The sequence below is a fragment of the Mycobacterium sp. E3251 genome, from assembly GCF_001666835.1.
Classification (GTDB): domain Bacteria; phylum Actinomycetota; class Actinomycetes; order Mycobacteriales; family Mycobacteriaceae; genus Mycobacterium.
In genome coordinates this window covers 1-19,063 of the sequence record NZ_LZJF01000040.1, presented here as the reverse complement: position 1 = coordinate 19,063, position 19,063 = coordinate 1, and the positions used below count along the sequence as shown (strand labels likewise).

Here is a 19,063-nt window from a genome sequence, read left to right as displayed (position 1 = left end):
ACGTCGTCGTCGAGCGCGTCGAACACCTCGACGATCTCCTCACGACCACTGACACCCATACCGCAAACCCTACGAACACCCACCGACAAAAACGGCCACCATGTGACCACTGAAGCCAAAGTGACACAAGGGATTACAGATGTCGGATGGCTAGAGAGGAAGCCGGGTCACACGTCCGACGTCGTGCGGTCCACGTCGACCCCGTGATAGCGGTGCGGATCGGGCAGCCGGCGACGCCGCCGCATGTGCACCAGCGCCAGGACCGACAGCACGGCGGCGTAGATGCACCAGAGCGACGCGAACGCCTCTAGGTATAGCACCGCAACCAGGACTAGCCCCACCAGGTTTGCGAAACCGAACACCACGATGGAGCGATATCCCGACATCAGGGCCGGCCCGATGACGGCGATGATGTAGAGCACCGCCCACGGGTAGCTTTCGCGGGAGGCGGTTTGATATTCCAGCACGTGCGGGCACCTCATCACCCCGACCGGTTTGGTGAGGACGACGAACGCGAGGTAGGCCGACACCACCGCACCGAGCACCACGAAGGGCGCCACCCGCAGCCGGGCGCCGCGCGGTTCAAGCATCAGGATCGCCAACGGGACCAGTAAAGGGAGCACCGGCAGCGCGATGAACACATAGGCGTGCATCGCAAAGTTGGCCATCTCGGCCGAGGCAAACCGATTGGGCCACACCGCCGCCTCGAGGAACTGGTGGACCGAGAACACCGCGGGCAGCGAGGCGAAAGGCACCTCACGCCAGTGCTTCACCTCCCGCAGGGTCGCAACCGCGACCGGCAAAAGGGCGGTACCCACCACCAGATCCGCCGTCATCGAAAAGCACATGGCTAACCCGCGATGGCGGCGGGCCCCCGCGACTCGGAGGTCACCTCGTCGATCACGGTGTAGATGAACTTCATCTTCTCCAGCACCGCGACGGGCAGCACGAACGGGTACAGGTCGTCGTGACCCATCGACCGGTTCACCATGTTCAGCGACCAGGACAGCGGCAGCCACATGTCGATGATCGTCTGAAAAGCGCTGGGCCCCAACGCAGGCCGGTCGAAAGTGGCCGATGCCGACGCAAAGCCGCACCATGCCGAGGTGTCCAGCGTGTCGCGGATGTGCAGGTAGTGGGCGAACGTCTCGGCCCAGTCCTCGGCGGGATGCATGGTGGCGTACGACGACACGAAGTCTTCCTGCCAGTCCTCGGGCGGCCCCTCGCTGTAATGGCGGTCCAGCGCCTCTTGGTAGTCGGCGTCGGGATCACCGAACAGCTCGTTGAACCGCGCCAGGTAATCGCTGGACGGGGCGATCAGCCGGTAGAAGTAATAGTGCCCGATCTCGTGGCGGAAGTGTCCCAGCAGGGTGCGATACGGCTCCTCCATCTCCACCCGCAGCTGCTCGCGGTGCACGTCGTCGCCCTCGGCCAGATCCAGCGTGATGACGCCGTTGTCGTGCCCGGTCATCACCTTCTCGCGCGCGCTGGACAGCAGATGGAAGGCCAGTCCCTGCTCGGAATCTTGATCGCGCCCGATGATCGGCAGCTTCAACTCGTGCAACTCGGCGATCAGCCGCCGTTTGGCCGCCTCTGCCCGGGCGAATTCGGCCAAGCCGGCGGTGTCGGCGTCGTTGGGCCGCATGGTGGTCAGCGCGCAGGACGCGCACAGCAGCCGGGGATTGTTGACCGGCACCAGCCAATTGCATTCGGCCAGCTGCAGGTTGGCGCACAGCTGATACTCGGCGGCGTCCACGAAACCGGCGTGCTCGCCGGCGTTCTCCTCGGCGATCACCAGCAGAGCCATCTGCTCGAGCGAGAACCCCAGCGCGCTACCGCAATTCAGGCAGGTGGAGTTCTCGAACGTCAGACGCTGGCCGCAGTTGGGGCAGTTGAAGTCACGCATGGAGCACATCCCCTTCGAAGGGCACCACGTCGACGGCAACGTCGATCACGCTGTGCTCGGAATCGGTGTAGATGATTCCCCGCAGCGGCGGCACGTCGGCGTAGTCGCGGCCCCGTCCGACGATGATGTAACGCTCGTCGACCAGCTGGTCGTTCGTGGGGTCCAAACCCAGCCATTCGAACTGGCCGGGCTCCTGCGGTGTCCACACGCCCGCCCAGGCGTGGGTGGCGTCAATACCGATCATTCGATCCTTCCCCGGTGGCGGGTCGGTGGCCAGGTAGCCGGACACGTAGCTGGCCGCAAGACCGTTGGCGCGCAGGCAGGCGATCGCCAGCCGTGCAAAGTCCTGACATACCCCTTCCCGGGCCGCCAGAACCTCATTGACACCGGTGGAAATCGTCGTCGACCCCGAGCGGTAGGTGAAGTCGGCGAAAATCCGCGACGCGAGGTCGCGCAGCACGTCGACCAGCGGCCGCCCCGGAGCGAAGCTGGGCGCCGCGTATTCGCGGACCTCGTCGGTGATCTCGGGCGGGTTCAGGTCCAGGGTGAACTCCGCGGCGAGCGCTCCCCTGCCCCCCGTCGGGCGGGCCGCCTCCCACGGTTGCACCGCCGGGCCGCTGGTGTAGCGCCCGGGAGGCGGCGGATACACGTCCACGATGGAGTCGCTGGTGACGGTCAGGGTGTGGTGCGGCTCCGTGACGTGGAAGTACGAGCTGATGTTGCCGTAGACGTCGCTGCTTGTGGAGACGTCGGCGGGCGCGGGATCGATGGTCAGCTCGTGCACGATGCACCGCTGCCGCATCGAATCCCGCGGGGTGAGAAAGCCGCGGCCATATGAACTGGTCACGACGTCGGAGTACCGGTACTCGGTGCGGTGGGTGACTCGGTGCCGGCGGGCGACCGCGGCGTCAGCTTCAGGCACAACGCTGATCACATCACACCGGGCCGTTGCGCGCCGTCCCCGGCGCGAAACCGTTTGCCAATACGGCGGCACGCGGGCGAAACCGAGAGCACAATCGAGATGTGGCCACGTGGTACGACGTCGCCCGCATCGTTCGTGAGCTGGCACTGACCTCGGAGCCGTCACCGCATGAGTGGCGGGTCGGCAAGAAGTTGCTGGCCTGGGAGCGGCCATTGCGTCCGTCCGAACGCGAGGCGCTGGCCCGCGAAGGCCTGGAATCGCCCGACGGCGACGTCCTCGGCGTGCGGGTGTCCGACGAGGGGGTCAAGTTCGGGTTGATCGCCGACGAGCCGGGCGTGTATTTCACCACCCCGCATTTCGACGGCTACCCGGTGGTGCTGGTCAAGCTCGCCGCGATCGCGGTCCGCGACCTCGAGGATCTGATCACCGAGGCGTGGTTGACGCAGGCCCCGAGGAAGCTGGTCCAGGAGTTCCTGGCCGACTCGCGCTGACTCGGTCACACGTGCCGAAGGTCGATGACCCGTTGCAGATCGTCGACGCAGGCGCTGACGACGTCGGCCAGGATCAACTGCGTCTTCTCGCGCGCGGCTGACTGCAATTCCGAAGCGTGATGACGCGCGGAGGCGGCGTACGCGCATGCGCCGGCGGGATCGCGGTCCGCGAGAGCGGTTCCGGCCCCCAGCACCACCACCACCGTGTGCACGGAGCTCGGAAGCCCGTCACGGAAGCCGTCGGCATTGTTGGCGACGGCGCGGGCGAGTTGCAGCACCGAACCGGCCAGCAGGGCCACGTGTACGGCCTGATGGTCGGCGGCCTGGACGGTGTCCCGCAGGCCCCAGCGTCGCGGGGCGATGGTGACGACGTGGCGGGCGGTGGTGCGCGCCTCGAGCAGCCCGCTGAGCTGCTCCTGCACTCGGTCGACCGCCGTCAACGGCCAGTCGGGAGGGGGTGCCTTGCGCCCGACGGCGATGTCCGCGGTTCGCGACAAGACGTCGTGCAGCACGCTCAGCACGCCGACGCGCGCGGTGCGCAGCAGCTGCAGCGGGTCGGCGGGGAACAGCAGGACCGCGAAAACGATGGCCACCGCACCGCCGATCAGCGCGTCGAAGATGCGTTCCAGGCCGACACCGCCGCGGTAGAGGGCCAGCACCAGGATCGCCGACACCACGGTCTGGTTGGCGAACATCATGCCGTGCCCGATGAAGCCGCCCCCGATGAACACCGCGGCGCCCAGCGCGACGAGCGCGGCGACCGCGATGGGCACCGCCCCGGGCCCCAGCACGCCCTGCACCACCGAGCCGACGCCGATCCCCAGGGTTACCCCGACCATCATCTGGATGGCGCGTTGCGCGCGGAGGACGTTGCTCGTCGACAACGACACCGCGGCGGCGATCGGCGCGAAAAACGGCTGCGGGTGCCCCAGGACATCGTGCGCGAGATACCAGGACAGGCCCGCGGCAAACGCGGTCTGCACCAGGTTGAACCACACCACCCGCAGCCGTTTCAGGCCCGCGCGGGCGGCGGCGAGAGCCGCGGGAGCCGTCGTCCGCCGCGAGGTGCCCACGGGCCTAGGTGCGCTGCAACTCGAACAACGGAATGACCCGGCTGGTCTTGGACTGGTACTCGGCGAACACCGGCGCCGCGGCGGTGATTGTCGGCAAGACGTCCTCGCGTTCGGCGGTCGAAAGCTCGCGGGCCGTGACGGCAAACTCCTCGGTGCCGACCTCGACGCGGGCCTGCGGGTTGGCCCGCAGGTTGTGCACCCACGCGGGGCTGACCGGGGAGCCGGCGAAAGATCCGATGATGATCAGCTTGCCGTCGATGTCGAAGTATGCCAACGGCGAAACCCGGGTCTGCCCGGACTTGGCGCCGGTCGTGTGCAGCAGGAGCAGGTTGGCGTTCTCGAACTGGCCGCCCACTTTGCCGTCGTTGGTCCGGAATTCGTCGATGATGCTCTTGTTGAACGCGTTGATCGTTTCGGTGTCAGGCATTTCAGTCATGCCCGGTCAACCTTTTCGGGCTTGGCGTCTATTCCGGACTCCCTGCGCTGCTGGGCGGTGATCGGCGCGGGCGCATCGGTGAGCGGATCGACGCCGCCGCCGGTCTTCGGGAACGCGATCACCTCGCGGATCGAGTCCACCCGGGACAGCAATGCGTTGATGCGGTCCCAGCCGAAGGCGATCCCGCCGTGTGGCGGCGCGCCAAAGGTGAACGCCTCCAACAGGAATCCGAACTTCTCTTCCGCCTCGGCCTGGTCCAGGCCCATCACGGCGAACACCCGCTCCTGGATGTCGCGGCGGTGAATACGGATCGAGCCGCCGCCGATCTCGTTGCCGTTGCAGACGATGTCGTAGGCGTCGGCCAGCACGCTGCCGGGGTCGGTGTCGACCACGTCGGAGAACTCGGGCTTGGGCGAGGTGAAGGCGTGATGCACCGCGGTCCACGCGCCGGAGCCGACGGCCACGTCCCCGGCGGCGGTCGCCTCGTCGGCGGGCTCGAACAGCGGCGGGTCCACCACCCAGACGAACGCCCACGCGTCCGGGTCGATCATGTCGAGCCGGCTGGCGATCTCCCCGCGCGCGGCGCCCAACAGGGCGCGCGACGACTTCGGCGGCCCGGCCGAGAAGAAGATGCAGTCCCCTGGTTTCGCCCCGACGTGCGCGGCCAACCCCTCCCGTTCGGTGTCGCTGAGATTCTTGGCGACCGGGCCGGCGAGCGTGCCGTCGTCACCGACCAGCACGTAGGCCAGCCCGCGGTGCCCGCGCTGCTTGGCCCACTCCTGCCAGCCGTCCAGCGTGCGCCGCGGCTGCGACGCCCCTCCGGGCATCACCACCGCACCGACGTACGGTGCCTGGAAAACACGAAATGTGGTGTCGGAGAAGAACTCCGTGCACTCGACGAGCTCCAGCCCGAACCGCATGTCCGGCTTGTCGGACCCGAACCGTCGCATCGCTTCCGCATAGGTGATCCGCGGGATCGGCGTTGGGACCTGGTATCCGATCAACGCCCACAACGCGGTCAGGATCTCCTCGGAGATCGCGATGATGTCCTCGGCGTCGACGAAGCTCATCTCCATGTCGAGCTGGGTGAACTCGGGCTGGCGGTCGGCGCGGAAATCCTCGTCGCGGTAGCAGCGGGCGATCTGGTAGTAGCGCTCCATCCCGGCCACCATCAGCAATTGCTTGAACAGCTGCGGGCTCTGCGGCAGGGCGTAGAACGAGCCCGGGTGCAGCCGGGCCGGCACCAGGAAGTCGCGCGCGCCTTCAGGCGTCGAGCGGGTGATGGTCGGCGTCTCGATCTCGACAAAGTCGTGACCGGCCAGCACCGCACGGGCTGCGGCATTCACGTTGGAGCGCAGGCGAAGTGCCGCGGCGGGGCCGTCGCGGCGCAGGTCGAGGTAGCGGTACTTCAGCCGCAGCTCCTCGCCGGCGGGCTCGTCGAGCTGGAAGGGCAGCGGCGCGCTGTCGCCGAGCACGGTCAGGGAGTCGACGTTGACCTCGATGTCGCCGGTGGCGATCTCGGGATTGGCGTTGCCTTCCGGGCGGATCTCGACGACACCGGTCACCGCGACGCAGAACTCGGCGCGCAACCGGTGCGCCTGGGCCAACACCTCGGCATTGCGGAACACCACCTGCGCGATACCGGAAGCGTCACGCAGGTCGATGAAGATGACCCCGCCGTGGTCGCGGCGGCGAGCCACCCAGCCCGCGAGCGTCACCTGCTGCCCGGCGTCGCTGCTTCTCAGCGAACCGGCGGCGTGGCTGCGCAGCACAAACACTCCTTTTTCGGCGGGCTTGGGACGAGTGACCAGTCTAGAGGAGGTACTTTCGGACCTATTGCCACCACCATCGCACTAGTCGGACCCGGCGCCGTCGGCACGACGATCGCCGCGCTGCTGCACAAGGCCGGGCACGCGGTGCAGGTGTGCGGCCGCACGGCCCGCGCCCGCATCGAATTGCGGCCCGACGACGCCGATCCGATCATGGTGCCCGGCCCGGTGTGCACCGATCCCGACCAGGTCACCGCCACCGTCGACGTGGTGGTGCTGGCGGTCAAGGCCACCCAAAACGACGCCGCCGCCGGATGGCTCGCCCGCCTCTGCGGCCCACACACCATCGTCGCCGTGCTGCAGAACGGCGTGGAGCAGGTCGAGCAGGTGCAGCCGCATTGCCCGTCGTCACCGGTGGTCCCCGGGATCGTCTGGTATTCGGCCGAGACCCAGCCCGAGGGCTGGGTCCGGCTGCGCACCGAAGCCGCCCTGGTGCTGCCCAGTGGGCCGTCGGCCCAGACGCTCGCCGAGCTGCTGCGCGGCGCCGGCTGCCGGGTCGAGTGCGACCCCGACTTCATCACCGCGGCCTGGCGCAAGCTGCTCACCAACGCACTGGCCGGGTTCATGGCTCTGTCCGGGCGGCGGTCCGGCATGTTTCGCCGCGACGACGTCACCGAACTGTCGCGCCGCTACGTCGCCGAATGCCTGGCGGTAGCCCGGGCCGAGGGCGCCCGGCTGCCCGACGGCATCGTCGACGAATTGGCCGGCATGTTCCGCCACGCTCCCGAGGACATGGGCACCTCGATCCTGGCCGACCGGGAGAACCGTCGGCGGATGGAATGGGACATCCGCAACGGGGTGATCATCCGCAAGGCCCGCACCCATGACTTGGCGACGCCGATCAGCGACGTCCTTGTGCCGCTGCTGGCCGCGGCGAGCGACGGCCCCGGCTAGATTAATTTCATGTTCCCGTGCGAGCGCGTCGACCTGGGCTTCATCGACAGCGCGCCCTTCGTGTTCCGCAACAGCGTCGACCTCGCCATCACGCCCGAGCAGTTGTTCGAGGTGCTCGCCGACGCCGAGTCGTGGCCACGCTGGGCGAGCGTGATCACCAAGGTGACCTGGACCAGCCCCGAGCCGCGCGGTGTCGGCACCACCCGCGTCGTCGAGATGCGCGGAGGGATGGTCGGCAACGAGGAGTTCCTGGCCTGGGAACCGTTCAGCCACATGGCTTTTCGGTTCAACGAATGCTCCACGCAAGCCGTCGCCGCGTTCGCCGAAGACTACCGGGTCGAAGTGATCCCGGGTGGTTGCCGGTTGACGTGGACCATGGCGCAAAAGCCCGCGGGCCCGGCCAGGCTGGCGATGTACGTGGTGGGGCCGCTGCTCAATCTGGGCCTTCGCCGCTTCCTGCGCAACCTGCGCAGCTACACCGACGTCCGGTACTCCGCGACCCAACAACATTAGGAGCCTGCCATGTCCTTCAACGAGGGTATGCAGATCGACACCAGCACCGCGTCCTCCTCGGGTGGAGGCGGGATGGGCATGGCGATCGGGGGCGGCGGCCTGGGCCTGCTCATCCTCATCGGCGCGTTGCTGTTGGGCGTCGACCCGGGCCGCGTGCTGAACCAGCAGGGGAACACCAGCGGCTACTCGGCGCCCGGGTTCGACCTGAGCCAGTGCAAGACGGGGGCCGACGCCAACAAGTACGTGCAGTGCCGCGTGGTCGCCACCGGTAACTCGGTGGACGCGGTGTGGCACCAGCTGATGCCGCGCTACACCCGGCCGCATGTGCGGCTGTTCACCGGTTCGGTCGACACCGGCTGCGGACCGGCCACCACCGCGGTGGGGCCGTTCTACTGCCCGGTGGACCAGACCGCCTACTTCGACACCGACTTCTTCCAGGAACTCGTCGACAAATTCGGTTCCAGCGGAGGGCCGTTCGCGCAGGAGTACGTGGTCGCCCACGAATACGGCCACCACGTGCAGCAACTGCAGGGCGTCCTGGGTCGCTCCCAGCAAGGGGCCAAGGGCGCCGGCGGCAACGGCGTCCGCACGGAATTACAGGCGGACTGCTACGCGGGCATCTGGGCGCACTACGCGTCGACGGTCAAGCAGGAGAGCACCGGCGTCCCCTACCTGCAGCCCTTGAGCGACCAGGACATCCAAGACGCGCTCTCGGCCGCGGCGTCGGTGGGCGACGACCGCATCCAGAAGGAAGCGACCGGCCGGGTCAATCCCGAGTCGTGGACGCACGGATCCTCGGAGCAGCGGCAGCATTGGTTCACCGTCGGCTACCAGACGGGCGACCCGAAGCAGTGCGACACCTTCTCCGCCCCGAGTTTGGGTTAGTCAGCTAGTAGCTGCTTCGGCTCGGCGCGGCCTTCCTCGTCGAGCGGCAGTAGCGGCGCGCGGGGGCCGGCGACCAGACCCCGAACCCGGCGGTGCTGCCGATCCGCCATGCGCGCGTCGGGCGGGTGTCTTAGACTTCTACCCCGCCGCACGACGCGAAAGGCTCGCATGTCGGATCTGACGCAGGAGCGCACCGACATTGCGGATGTGTCGGTCTGGACGCCCTTGCGTAATCAGGTTTTCCGCGCCCTGTTCATCGCTCAGTTCGTCTCCAACGTCGGCACCTGGATGCAAAGCGTGGCGGCGCAATGGTTTCTGGTCGAAGGGCACAGCAGCGCCACCGTCGTGGCACTGGTCCAGACCGCGAGTCTGGGGCCGACGCTCCTGTTGGGATTGTTCGCCGGCGCGCTGGCCGACGTGTTCGACCAGCGGCGGCTGCTGATGGCCCTGCAGTCGTATGCGGTGTTGGTGGCGCTGGTGCTGGCGGGACTGACCTACTTCGGCCGGCTCACCCCGACGGAGCTGCTGCTGTTCACCTTGGCCATCGGCGTCGCCTCCGCACTGACCGCGCCGGCCTGGCAGGCGATTCAGCCCGAGGTCGTTCCGCGCGAGCAGATCACGGCCGCCGCGACTTTGGCCAGCGTCTCGGTCAACGTCGCCCGCGTGGTCGGACCCGCCATCGGCGGCGTCGTCCTCGCGCTGACCGGGCCGGCAGCGGTCTTCGCGATCAATGCGATCTCGTTCGTGGGCATCATCATCGCCCTGGCGGCGTGGCGACGGCCCAAACAGATCGCGCCCGTCGAACGAGAACACCTGGGCCAGGCGATCCTCACCGGACTGGCGTACGCCGCCAACGGCCCGATCTTTCGCAGGATCCTGCTGCGCGCAGCCCTTTTCGTCTTCCCCGCCTCGGCACTGCTGGCCCTGTTGCCGGTGGCCGCCGCCGACACCTGGCACCTGCGGGCCAGTGGCTACGGTATGGCGCTGGGCGCCATCGGTTGTGGCGCGGTGCTCGCCGTCGCGGTCCCCGCACCGTTGCGCCAGAAGGTGCCGCCCAACACGCTGCTGGCGGGGTGCGCGGCCGCGTACGGCGCCGCCACTCTCGCGGTGGTCTGGCTGCCGTTCGCCGCGGCGGCGCCCTTCCTGGTGTTGTCGGGGATGACCTGGCTGATCACGTTGACGACGTTGAACGCCGCGGCGCAGCTGCATTTGCCGCGCTGGGTTCGGGCCCGCGGGTTGGCCATGTACCTGCTGGTCTTCACGGGCTCGCAGGCGGTCGGCTCGTATCTCTGGGGTGTGGTCGCCACGCGGGAAGGCCTCGGCGTGGCGCTGACGTTGTCGGCGGCGTTGCTGGGGGTCACCGCCCTCAGCGTCGTGCCGCTCGGGTTGCGGCCGGAAACCGGGAAGCTCAGCCGCGACATTTCGCGGGCCTGGCCGTCGCCGATGGTCGTGTTCGAACCCTGCCCGAACGACGGACCGGTGCTGGTGACCGTCCGCTATCGGGTCGTGACGGACACCCTGCAGGACTTCGTCGAGGCGATGAGCGCGGTCCGGCGCTCACGGTTGCGAACGGGAGGCCATAGCTGGGGGCTGTACCACAGCCTGGAACATCCCGACACGGTCCTCGAGAGGTTCACCGTGCCGTCGTGGACCGAATTCAGCCGGCAACACACCGAACGCTGGCTGGAGTCCGACCACGACGGGGTGACGAAGGCGGTCAGCTACACCGTCGACAACACCCGGCGGCACGAGTATTACCTCGCGTTGCGGGTGCACCGATGAGCGGCTTCTACCGGTTCACCAGGGCCGCGTAGAGCAGGTGACGCCGGTGGTGGCGCTCTGCGTCACCACGACCTGGCCGTCGACCGCGATCTGGCATTGAATCTGCGGCGTGTTCGACGAATCGCAGTCCGGCCAGTGGCACCCGCCGCTCGCGTTCACGAACGCCCATTGATTCGGGTCGGCCAGCGTCGTGTTGTACACCAGCGGCTGCCCCGCGGTGAACGCCGTCTGCACGCTGTTCAAGTACTGCGACGAGTTGGCATTGAAGGCGGCCTGGCTGGGCGGATCGGTGTTCATGTAGCGGACGTTGCCGGTGAGATTGCCGGTGGCGGTGATGGTGTAGGTCACCTGGTGGCCGGCCGGGTCCGCAGATGAGGTCGCGGGCGTGACGGCCAGCGCTGCGGCTGCCGCAAACGTCGCCACCGCGACCCCCGTGGTCACTATTCGCACGTTCGTCATATCGAAAACGCTACCCAATTCGTTACGGGGCTACGCCTGGAAAGGGCCGCGGGATTTGCTCGAGCCGCATGGGCGCCCGTTCCGCGGCGTTCACCGCCCTCGGGTATGAAGCAGGAGTGGCCGACGATCCCGCACACCCTGGCGGAAGGGAACCCGCCCCCGGCATCAGCCGCCGCAGGCTGTTGACCACCAGCGCAGTCTCGGCCGCCCTCGGTGCGGGTGCGGGCGGCGGGGCCGCCATGTTGTGGTCCCACACCAGCGCGCCCGCCGTCTGGTATCAGCCGAGCCGCAACGGCGGCCCACCGGTGACGGGACTGCACCTGCAATTCGGCCGGCATGCCGGCTCCGAGGTAGTGGTGTCCTGGCACACCGTGGACGCGGTCCGGAATCCGCGCGTCATGTTCGGCACGCCCACGTCGGGCCTCGGGCACACGGTGGCGGCCGAAACCCGCACCTATCGGGACGCCAAGTCCAACACCGAGGTTCGCGTGAACCACGCCCGCCTGACAAACCTCACCCCGGACACCGACTACGTGTACGCGGCGGTGCACGACGGCGCGGAGCCCGAGATGGGCACCATCCGGACCGCCCCGTCGGGCCGAAAACCCTTTCGCTTCACCAGCTTCGGCGATCAGTCCACGCCGACGCTGGAGAGACTGCCGGACGGCACATACGGCACCGACAACATCGGATCGCCCGCATCCGCCGACACCACGCTGGCGGTAGAGCGGATGGCGCCGCTGTTCAACCTCGTCAACGGCGATCTGTGCTATGCCAACCTCGCACAAGACCGTATCCGCACCTGGTCGGCCTGGTTCGACAACAACACGCGGTCGGCGCGCTACCGGCCCTGGATGCCGGCGGCGGGCAACCACGAGAACGAATTGGGCAACGGCCCAATCGGTTACGGCGCGTATCAGACGTACTTCGCGGTCCCCGATTCCGGCTCCAGTCCCGAGACCCGCGGCCTGTGGTATTCGTTCACGGCCGGCTCGGTGCGGGTGATCAGCCTGAACAACGACGACGTGGCGTTTCAGGACGGCGGCAATTTCTACGTGCACGGCTACTCGGGTGGCGAGCAGAAGCGTTGGCTGGCAAACGAACTCGCCACGGCGCGGCGCGATCCCGAAATCGACTGGATCGTCGTGTGCATGCACCAGACGGCGATCTCCACCGCCGACAAGGCCAACGGTGCCGACCTGGGGATCCGCGAGGAATGGCTCCCGCTGTTCGACGAGCACCAGGTCGACCTGGTGGTGTGCGGGCACGAACACCACTACGAGCGGTCGCACCCATTGCGCGGCACGCTGCCGAGCGACACCCGAACGCCGATACCCGTGACCACCCGCGACGACGTCATCGACTCCACCAAGGGAACGGTGCACCTCGTCATCGGCGGCGGCGGCACTTCCGCCCCCACGAACGGGTTCTTCTTCCCCGAGCCGCGCTGCCGCGTGCTGACCGGTGTCGGCGCGTTCGACCCGGGGCTCGGGCGCAAGGCACCGATCTACGTCGTCGAGGACGCGCCATGGTCCGCATTCCGCGACCGGGACAATCCCTACGGCTTCGCGGCATTCGACGTGGACCCCGGTAACCCCGGCGGCAACACCTCGATCAAGGCCACCCACTACGCGCTGAGCGGGCCGTTCGGCGCGGTGACGGTGGTGGACCAGTTCACCCTGACCAAGCCGCGCACCGACCGGCTGGCCTAGTTCAAAACAGCGTCGCCTGAAGGGGTTCCGGCTCCGCCTGCATCGGCGCGACGGGTTGGCGGAACGAGCGATGCTCACCACCCAGCCGGTACTTCGCGATCAGTGGCGCCGCCCGCTTCCGCAACATCTCGCGGTAGTCGGCCGGCAGGTACGCCCCGCGCCGGTAGAGCTCGCGATAGCTGCCCACCAGCTCGGGATGCGAGCGGGCCAGCCAGGACATGAACCAACCGCGGGTCGAGCCGCGCAGGTGCAGCCCGAAGACCGTCACACCGGTGGCGCCCGCGGCCGCGATCTGACCGAGCAGCCGATCGAGGTGTTCTTGCGAGTCGGTCAGGTGCGGCAGCACGGGCGCCACCATCACATGGCAGTCCAGGCCGGCCTCGCGGATCGCGGCGATCAGTCCCAGCCGCGCCTGCGGCGTGGGCGTGCCCGGCTCGACGTCCCGATGCAGGTCCGCGTCACCGATCGCCAGCGACACCGCGACCGAGAGCGGAACCTGTTGCGCCGCGGCGGCGATCAACGGCAGGTCGCGGCGCAGCAGCGTGCCCTTGGTCAGGATCGACAGCGGTGTCCCGGATTCGGCGAGGGCGGCGATGATGCCCGGCATCAGCGCGTAGCGCCCCTCCGCCCGCTGGTAGGGGTCGGTGTTGGTGCCCAGCGCGACGGTCTCGCGTCGCCACGACGGCCGCCGCAGCTCGCGCCGGAGCACCGCGACGACGTTGGTCTTGACGATGACCTGGCTGTCAAAGTCATTGCCGCAGTTGAGGTCCAGGTATTCGTGTGTCGGCCGGGCAAAGCAATAGCGGCAGGCGTGCGAGCAGCCGCGGTAGCCGTTGACGGTGTACCGGAAGGGCAATGCGGAGGCGTCCGGCACCTTGTTGAGCGCGGACTTGCAGAGCACCTCGTGAAACGTGATCCCCTCGAACTGCGGGGCCCGCACGCTGCGGACAAAACCGATCCGCTGCAGCCCCGGCAGCGCCCCGTCCTCGACGGGCCGTCCGTTGACCGCGATGGCCTGGTCCGCCCAGCGCATGGCCTATTCGAACATTAGTTCGATCTGGAGTCAAGCACCGTGGGCAGATGTGGCCGGGCATCTCGATCGTCGGAGGCGGCGGCGGGGGCTACCGCCGGCGATGGCCGCACCCCGCGACTTTGAGCGTGGCCGACGAGTCTGCGCGGTGCCTGTTTCTCAGGGCCGGCGTCTCAATCGAATGCCAAAACGCGAGTGGTCGAGCATGAGTGGCAGCGGTCGGTGTGGGTGCGGATAGGCACCGGTCGCCGCCGGGCTGCGCTCGCCGAGTACGGCCGTCAATACCGCGACACCGATTCGCAGCGCAAGGTCGGCGCCAGGGCATGCTTGCGGCCCGTGACTGAAGAAGTTGAATGACCACGACGATTGGGCGGCCCCTTGGGTCCACACTATGGGATCGAACTGATCGGCCCCGGGGAAACGGCTGGTGTCGCGATGGTTGAAGGTGTTGACGATCAGGACTTGTGTTCCCGCGGGCACGATCTCGCCGTCCCACTCGGTGGGCCCGGTGAGGGTTCGCGCCAAGACGGGGGTGCTGGGCCAGAGGCGCATCGCCTCGGATAGGCAGCCCACGAGGTAGTCGTGGGCACTGTGTTCGTCGATTGCGTTCTGCGCGTTGAGGAGAATCTCGGTGTGTGTGGCCAGCAGCGCTAGACAACGCCAGAGATTGATGGCCAGGGTGTCACCCATCGCGAACATCCAGTGGATGACTTGATGGGTCGGGTACGTGATGTCGGAGGCGGGCGCCGCGGCGAATTGCCCCACCAGGCTGTGTGCGTCCGCGGATTGAACGTAGCGGCTCAGCGCGGTCAGGAAGGTGTCGAAAAGCTCGGGGTCTCCCCTGCCGGGCGGGTTGGCTTTGGTCATCAGCGTCACGAGTTGTACCGATATTTTTTGGTCGTCAGCTGCGTTGTCGCCGAGAATGATTCGGCGCGCGATTCGCTGTATCACGCTGTGAAACCGCGGCCAGTCAAGGTTGTCGGGCATGGCTCGGGCTTCCTGGTCCGCGACGGTGTCGCAGCGGTGGGCGACCGCGCCGCCACCGGCGGCGTGCGCCAGGACAGCCACGGTGAATCGGCGGCGGTCGGACCAATGGTCGCCTCGTGAGATGGTCAGGGCGTGCGGCTGGAATTTGTTCATTCCGGAGAGTTTGGGCTCGGGGTCGGACGCGAAAGGCTCTGGCGCGTGGGAGAGTACGAAACGGATCTGATCCGGGCCGAAGACGAGCAGCGTGGGCTTGCTTCCCACCTTCACCCAGATCGGTCCGTCACCGTAGCGCCGGTGCAGCGCGGTGAGCAGCCGGTGTGCGCCGCGGGCGACACCGGCTCGGTTGAGCGCAGCGGTTACCGCGGGTCGGCGGCTGAAGAGGCCCTCGGCCACATTGGGCAGCGCCACCAGGGCGGTGAAGCGCAGGTCCTCCAGTGTGGTGGTGCGCGGGAGGGCGAGCGTGCGACTCGTCAAAATTGCTCACTTTTGACGAGGGCGGCCTCGATGTGGCTGAGCAGTGCACGGCGTGCGGGCTTGGCTTCCGGAACGGGCAGCAGCGGGTAGACGTGAATCGCCCCGGGCTGCTCGTGGTAGGCAATGCGGCCGGTGCCGATGCTGTCCCGCAGCCGGCGGCAGTCGGCGACGAAGATGTCGCGGTCGCCGACGTAGAGGTCGATGGGTGGAAGATTGTGCAGCCCACCGAAGATGGGACTGACCCGGTAGTCGTCCGCCGGCAGGTGTCCGGCCCATACGCGGCCGCACTCGCGCAGGCCGGGAACCGCGAGCCAGGGGTCGCGCTTGGCGAGGGTCGGGATGACGGGATTGGTCAGTGCGATGTCGAGCCACGGACTGATCAGGGTGAGCCCGAGCGGCTGGGTGGCTCCGGCGCTGATGGTGGCCTGGGTAGCGGCGAGCGCCAGGCCCGCGCCGGAGGAGTCACCGGCAACATAGGTGGGCCCGTCATGCGCGGCTCGGCCGATCACCTGCCCGACAAAGTCGATCGCTTCGTCCGCATGGTGTTGCGGCGCAAGTCCGTAGAGGGGGACGTGCACAGGGCGCCGGGTCGCGTCGGCGATCGCGCAGACGAGTTTCCAGTGTGCGGGCGCGATCTGGTTGACGTAGGCGCCCCCGTGGACGTAGACCACCGACGGACCGCGGGTAGGAATCGGCGTACCGCTCGCCGATTGCACTGTGTAGCAATCGAACCCGCCCACGGTGGCACTGGTCAGATGGTAACGAGCTGACGTCGCTATCCGAGAGGGTGGTCCGCCGCTTTTCTTGGGCCGATTGAGATAGGCGCGCGCGCTCCGCGCGCTGGCATAGGTGCGAGGTCGCCGGACGAGTCGCCCGTAGGTAGCGATGGCATGCATCTGCCAGGACATCGGCCTACCGTTCGACTGCGATCTTGAAGACAGCGCTGGTGATCGTCCCGAATGCGTTTCCGCCGCCGATGAACAGCCGTTTGGTGTCGTAGCCCGCGACGTCTTTCATGTTCTGGCCGCCGAAGCGGGCCGCGGCGGCACCGTCGGGCAGGACAACCTCGACACCGAGCAGTCCGTGGCGCACCTCTAGACGTTCATCGCCGGTAGCGTTGGCGATCAGTTCGCCGACGGTGCGGTCGAGGCCCTCCGTTGGGATGGCCGGGCAGGTCACACCTTGCTCGTGGAGTTTGCGCGACAGGTCGCCGAGGGTGACCGCGGCGCCGACCACCAGGTTCAAGTTGCCGGTGTTGACCTCTACCGTGGTGTCGTCGCCGTCGGCGTGGGGTGCGGAGTTCGGACGACCTTCGAGCGCCGCGCGCACGGCGGCCTCGAACGCAGGCAGCGGGGGTTCTTCCGGTGACGGTTCGGGCAGCATGATGCCGGGGTTGAACGTGTGCGCGGGATCGAAGACCCGCTTGAGGATGCGTTGAGCGGCGATCTCGACCGGGGTGAAGCGTTTGGTCATGAATTGGATTTTCTCGGTACCGACCCCGTGCTCGCCGGTGATCGTTCCATCCAGCTTCAACGCCGCTTCGATGATCTCGTTGTTGGCGGCCTCCAAAGCCGCGGGCGCGTCGGGGTTCTCCTTGTCGTAGAAGGTGGTCGGGTGGAGGTCCCCGTCTCCGGCATGTCCGGTCACGGCGATGAACAGCAGGGCATCCGAGTGTCGTTTGGCGGCGTCCTGGATTGCCTGCTGCATCTCCGGAATGTGTTGGCGTGGGACGGTGACGTCGCCGATGAAGAAGCCTTTGCCGCTGTGCACGACCGCGTCCGGGGCGTGGAGGCGCCCGTACCAGAGCTTGGCGCGGGCCTCGTCGTCGTCGGCGCGGCGCACCTCGGTGGCGTGTTGTCGCAGGACCTTTTCTACGATCGCGCCGTCGCGGTCGACCTCGGCGGCGGTCCCGTCGACGTCGATGAGCACGATCGCGTCGGCGTCGGTGGGATAGCCGGTGTCGGTGAACTGCTGCAGGCCGTTGATGCCGGCTCGATCGAGCCACTCGACCGCCGCGGGCACGGTCCCGGTCCGGATGATCGCAGAGATGGTTTCGGCTGCCTCCCGGGCGGTGTTGAAGCTGCCCATCAGGCTGCGAGTGACCGGCGCGATGGGGCGCAACGCGACGGTCGCCTCCGTGAGGATCGCCAGGGTACCTTCGGACCCGATCAGCACACCGAGCAGATCCGGGCCGTCGTCGGCCGCGCTGAGGTTGATCACGGTGCCATCAGCCAGAACCGCTTCGACGCTGAGGACGTGGTTGTAGGTAACGCCGTACTTGAGAGCGTGTGGCCCACCGGCGTTTTCGATGATGTTGCCGCCGACGCTCGCCAGATGTGCCGATACCGGGTCGGGTGAGAACACCAGCTTGTGCGGGGCTAACTGCTGCTGCAGATCGAAGTTGATGACACCGGGCTGGACTCGAGCCGTGCGAGCTGCCGGGTTGATGTCGAGGATCTGGTTCATCTGTGTCAGATCGATCACCACGCGGTCCGCGCCGGCCATGACTCCGGCACTGCAGTTCGATGCGCCGGCCCGGGTAACCAACGAAACGTGATGTTCAGCAGCAACTTTGACTGCGGCGACGACGTCGTCGCGACTGCGCGGGCGCAACACCAGACCGGGTTGCTGGCCGAAACCCCAGTAGTCTTCGGTGTGTTCAACCAGGGTAGCCTCGTCGGCGGCCACCGCGTCGCGGCCCTGAAGCGCCGCGGCGAACGCCGAAATGACCGTGTCATCCACTAATGTCTCCTAGCTGCCGAATCCCGCGGGCACGGGCGTCGTGCGGGCGTTGATCAGGGTGGGACGGTCGCGGTCGGCGATGCCGGCTTTGACCAGTTCGTACACTTCGTCGGAGCTGTGTGCTTCGTGGGCGTCGACGCCGTAACTGGCCGCGGTTCCCACGATGTCGAGTCCGGGAATGTCGAGCCCCGGGACATTCGGGGTCTTCTCCCAGACGCCGAATTCTTTGACCACGCCGTACTCGGCATTGGAGGCCACGACGATAGTGAGCGGGATGTTGTAGCGTGCCGCGCTCCACAGCGCGGTGATCGCGTAGTGGATGGAGCCGTCGCCCATCAACGACACGACCGGGCGGTCAGGAGCCGCGACTTGAGCGCCGACCGACGCCGGCAGCCCCCAGCCGAGCCCGCCACCGGCGGCCGACAGATGTGATCGCGGATTGCCCGGGCGGATGCTTTCGGTCATAACGATCTCGTTGCTGCCCGCTTCGCTGACCCACAGGGTGTCCGCGGGTGCGGCGTGCCCGACGGCGGTCCACAGGTCCGCCGGCTTGAGCGGCACCTGCTCCGACACCCGTTCGGGGACCGCGGCGCGCGGCGCGGGCGCGGCGCGCTGCGTGGGCTTGACCGCCGCCGCCAAGGCCCGGGCCGCGGTGCGAATGTCGGCGACGATCGCGTCACCAACGGGGGCGCGGGCGGCCTCGTCGGGATCGTTGGTGATCTGGATCAAGCGAGCTCCCTCAGGCAGGTACGGCCCGGGCACCAACGGGTAATAGCGGAACACCGGCGTCCCGATCGTGAGGATCAGGTCGTGGCCGGCGAGAAGCCCGGAGATCCAGCCCGCACCCGGAGGCAGCGCGCCGTGATAGAGCCGGTGATTTTCCGGGAACCCGCTCCAACCGGTCAAAGGTGCGGTGAATACCGGTGAT

At 67.8% G+C, this 19,063-nt stretch carries 18 protein-coding genes; 6 read left to right on the top strand and 12 right to left on the bottom strand.

Going from position 1 to position 19,063, the window contains the following annotated elements:
- Nucleotides 1-167: 167 nt before the first annotated feature.
- From A5697_RS05395 to A5697_RS05385, 3 genes are read right to left on the bottom strand one after another with little or no spacing between them, the layout of a single operon-like run.
- Nucleotides 168-836, bottom strand: a complete 669-nt coding sequence (locus A5697_RS05395) for a DUF6629 family protein (protein WP_231971979.1) — start codon at nucleotides 834-836, stop codon at nucleotides 168-170.
- Between the two features lie 14 nt (nucleotides 837-850).
- Complete coding sequence (locus A5697_RS05390) at nucleotides 851-1,906, bottom strand: putative zinc-binding metallopeptidase (RefSeq protein WP_068008618.1); 1,056 nt, start codon at nucleotides 1,904-1,906, stop codon at nucleotides 851-853.
- Entirely contained in the window at nucleotides 1,899-2,840 is a 942-nt protein-coding gene (locus tag A5697_RS05385; protein ID WP_197500922.1) for a transglutaminase family protein, read from the bottom strand. The genes A5697_RS05390 and A5697_RS05385 overlap by 8 nt, the downstream gene beginning before the upstream one ends.
- Nucleotides 2,841-2,929: 89 nt before the next feature.
- On the opposite strand from A5697_RS05385, the gene A5697_RS05380 reads away from it, so the two are divergent.
- Complete coding sequence (locus A5697_RS05380) at nucleotides 2,930-3,319, top strand: MmcQ/YjbR family DNA-binding protein (RefSeq protein ID WP_068008616.1); 390 nt, start codon at nucleotides 2,930-2,932, stop codon at nucleotides 3,317-3,319.
- A gap of 5 nt (nucleotides 3,320-3,324) precedes the next feature.
- Here the strand turns inward: A5697_RS05380 and A5697_RS05375 are convergent, their stop codons facing one another.
- The 3 genes from A5697_RS05375 to aspS are packed head-to-tail and all read right to left on the bottom strand — an operon-like array spanning nucleotide 3,325 to nucleotide 6,606.
- Nucleotides 3,325-4,392: an aromatic acid exporter family protein gene (locus tag A5697_RS05375; RefSeq protein WP_068008613.1), complete on the bottom strand. Its 1,068-nt coding sequence runs from the start codon at nucleotides 4,390-4,392 to the stop codon at nucleotides 3,325-3,327.
- Between the two features lie 4 nt (nucleotides 4,393-4,396).
- Nucleotides 4,397-4,828 carry a nitroreductase family deazaflavin-dependent oxidoreductase gene (locus tag A5697_RS05370; protein WP_067949624.1) on the bottom strand — a complete coding sequence of 144 codons (432 nt, stop codon included), beginning with the start codon at nucleotides 4,826-4,828 and terminating at the stop codon, nucleotides 4,397-4,399.
- On the bottom strand, nucleotides 4,825-6,606 hold the full coding sequence (gene aspS, locus A5697_RS05365; RefSeq protein WP_156673167.1) for an aspartate--tRNA ligase: 1,782 nt from the start codon (nucleotides 6,604-6,606) through the stop codon (nucleotides 4,825-4,827). Before aspS ends, A5697_RS05370 begins: the two co-directional genes overlap by 4 nt.
- A 57-nt stretch (nucleotides 6,607-6,663) precedes the next feature.
- On the opposite strand from aspS, the gene A5697_RS05360 reads away from it, so the two are divergent.
- The 4 genes from A5697_RS05360 to A5697_RS05345 all read left to right on the top strand — a co-directional run bounded on the left by A5697_RS05360 (nucleotide 6,664) and on the right by A5697_RS05345 (nucleotide 10,731).
- Nucleotides 6,664-7,551, top strand: coding sequence for an oxidoreductase (locus A5697_RS05360; RefSeq protein WP_197500923.1), 888 nt, complete (start codon nucleotides 6,664-6,666; stop codon nucleotides 7,549-7,551).
- A 9-nt stretch (nucleotides 7,552-7,560) separates the two neighbouring features.
- A complete protein-coding gene (locus tag A5697_RS05355) occupies nucleotides 7,561-8,064 on the top strand; it encodes an SRPBCC family protein (RefSeq protein WP_068008610.1) in 504 nt (167 codons plus the stop codon).
- 9 nt (nucleotides 8,065-8,073) lie between these two features.
- Nucleotides 8,074-8,949: a neutral zinc metallopeptidase gene (locus A5697_RS05350; protein ID WP_067949615.1), complete on the top strand. Its 876-nt coding sequence runs from the start codon at nucleotides 8,074-8,076 to the stop codon at nucleotides 8,947-8,949.
- Between the two features lie 168 nt (nucleotides 8,950-9,117).
- Nucleotides 9,118-10,731, top strand: a complete 1,614-nt coding sequence (locus A5697_RS05345) for an MFS transporter (RefSeq protein WP_068008608.1) — start codon at nucleotides 9,118-9,120, stop codon at nucleotides 10,729-10,731.
- A gap of 15 nt (nucleotides 10,732-10,746) precedes the next feature.
- On the opposite strand, the gene A5697_RS05340 is transcribed toward A5697_RS05345, so the two are convergent.
- Nucleotides 10,747-11,190 (bottom strand): hypothetical protein, encoded by a 444-nt coding sequence (locus tag A5697_RS05340; RefSeq protein ID WP_067949613.1) that lies wholly within the window; start codon nucleotides 11,188-11,190, stop codon nucleotides 10,747-10,749.
- A gap of 68 nt (nucleotides 11,191-11,258) precedes the next feature.
- Between A5697_RS05340 and A5697_RS05335 the strand changes: the two genes are divergently transcribed.
- Complete coding sequence (locus A5697_RS05335) at nucleotides 11,259-12,902, top strand: metallophosphoesterase family protein (RefSeq protein ID WP_082953245.1); 1,644 nt, start codon at nucleotides 11,259-11,261, stop codon at nucleotides 12,900-12,902.
- 1 nt (nucleotide 12,903) lies between these two features.
- On the opposite strand, the gene A5697_RS05330 is transcribed toward A5697_RS05335, so the two are convergent.
- The 5 genes from A5697_RS05330 to A5697_RS05310 all read right to left on the bottom strand — a co-directional run.
- The gene (locus tag A5697_RS05330) at nucleotides 12,904-13,935 is read right to left on the bottom strand and encodes an Rv2578c family radical SAM protein (RefSeq protein ID WP_068008605.1); all 1,032 of its coding nucleotides are present in this window, start codon (nucleotides 13,933-13,935) and stop codon (nucleotides 12,904-12,906) included.
- 156 nt (nucleotides 13,936-14,091) lie between these two features.
- Nucleotides 14,092-15,393, bottom strand: coding sequence for a cytochrome P450 (locus tag A5697_RS05325; protein WP_068008602.1), 1,302 nt, complete (start codon nucleotides 15,391-15,393; stop codon nucleotides 14,092-14,094).
- Nucleotides 15,390-16,109: an alpha/beta hydrolase fold domain-containing protein gene (locus A5697_RS05320; RefSeq protein ID WP_197500921.1), complete on the bottom strand. Its 720-nt coding sequence runs from the start codon at nucleotides 16,107-16,109 to the stop codon at nucleotides 15,390-15,392. Before A5697_RS05320 ends, A5697_RS05325 begins: the two co-directional genes overlap by 4 nt.
- 196 nt (nucleotides 16,110-16,305) lie before the next feature.
- Nucleotides 16,306-18,135, bottom strand: coding sequence for an FAD-binding oxidoreductase (locus tag A5697_RS05315; RefSeq protein ID WP_067949608.1), 1,830 nt, complete (start codon nucleotides 18,133-18,135; stop codon nucleotides 16,306-16,308).
- Between the two features lie 9 nt (nucleotides 18,136-18,144).
- Nucleotides 18,145-19,063 (bottom strand): thiamine pyrophosphate-dependent enzyme (locus tag A5697_RS05310; RefSeq protein ID WP_231971978.1); only part of this gene is annotated, 919 nt, incomplete at its 5' end.

Bases quoted from the DNA above. Each gene is read 5' to 3' on its own strand.
- A5697_RS05370 (WP_067949624.1), bottom strand. From the start codon at position 4,828: ATGACTGAAATGCCTGACACCGAAACGATCAACGCGTTCAACAAGAGC.
- A5697_RS05335 (WP_082953245.1), top strand. From the start codon at position 11,259: ATGGGCGCCCGTTCCGCGGCGTTCACCGCCCTCGGGTATGAAGCAGGA.
- A5697_RS05355 (WP_068008610.1), top strand. From the start codon at position 7,561: ATGTTCCCGTGCGAGCGCGTCGACCTGGGCTTCATCGACAGCGCGCCC.
- A5697_RS05390 (WP_068008618.1), bottom strand. From the start codon at position 1,906: ATGCGTGACTTCAACTGCCCCAACTGCGGCCAGCGTCTGACGTTCGAG.
- A5697_RS05340 (WP_067949613.1), bottom strand. From the start codon at position 11,190: ATGACGAACGTGCGAATAGTGACCACGGGGGTCGCGGTGGCGACGTTT.
- A5697_RS05395 (WP_231971979.1), bottom strand. From the start codon at position 836: ATGACGGCGGATCTGGTGGTGGGTACCGCCCTTTTGCCGGTCGCGGTT.
- A5697_RS05330 (WP_068008605.1), bottom strand. From the start codon at position 13,935: ATGCGCTGGGCGGACCAGGCCATCGCGGTCAACGGACGGCCCGTCGAG.
- A5697_RS05350 (WP_067949615.1), top strand. From the start codon at position 8,074: ATGTCCTTCAACGAGGGTATGCAGATCGACACCAGCACCGCGTCCTCC.
- A5697_RS05345 (WP_068008608.1), top strand. From the start codon at position 9,118: ATGTCGGATCTGACGCAGGAGCGCACCGACATTGCGGATGTGTCGGTC.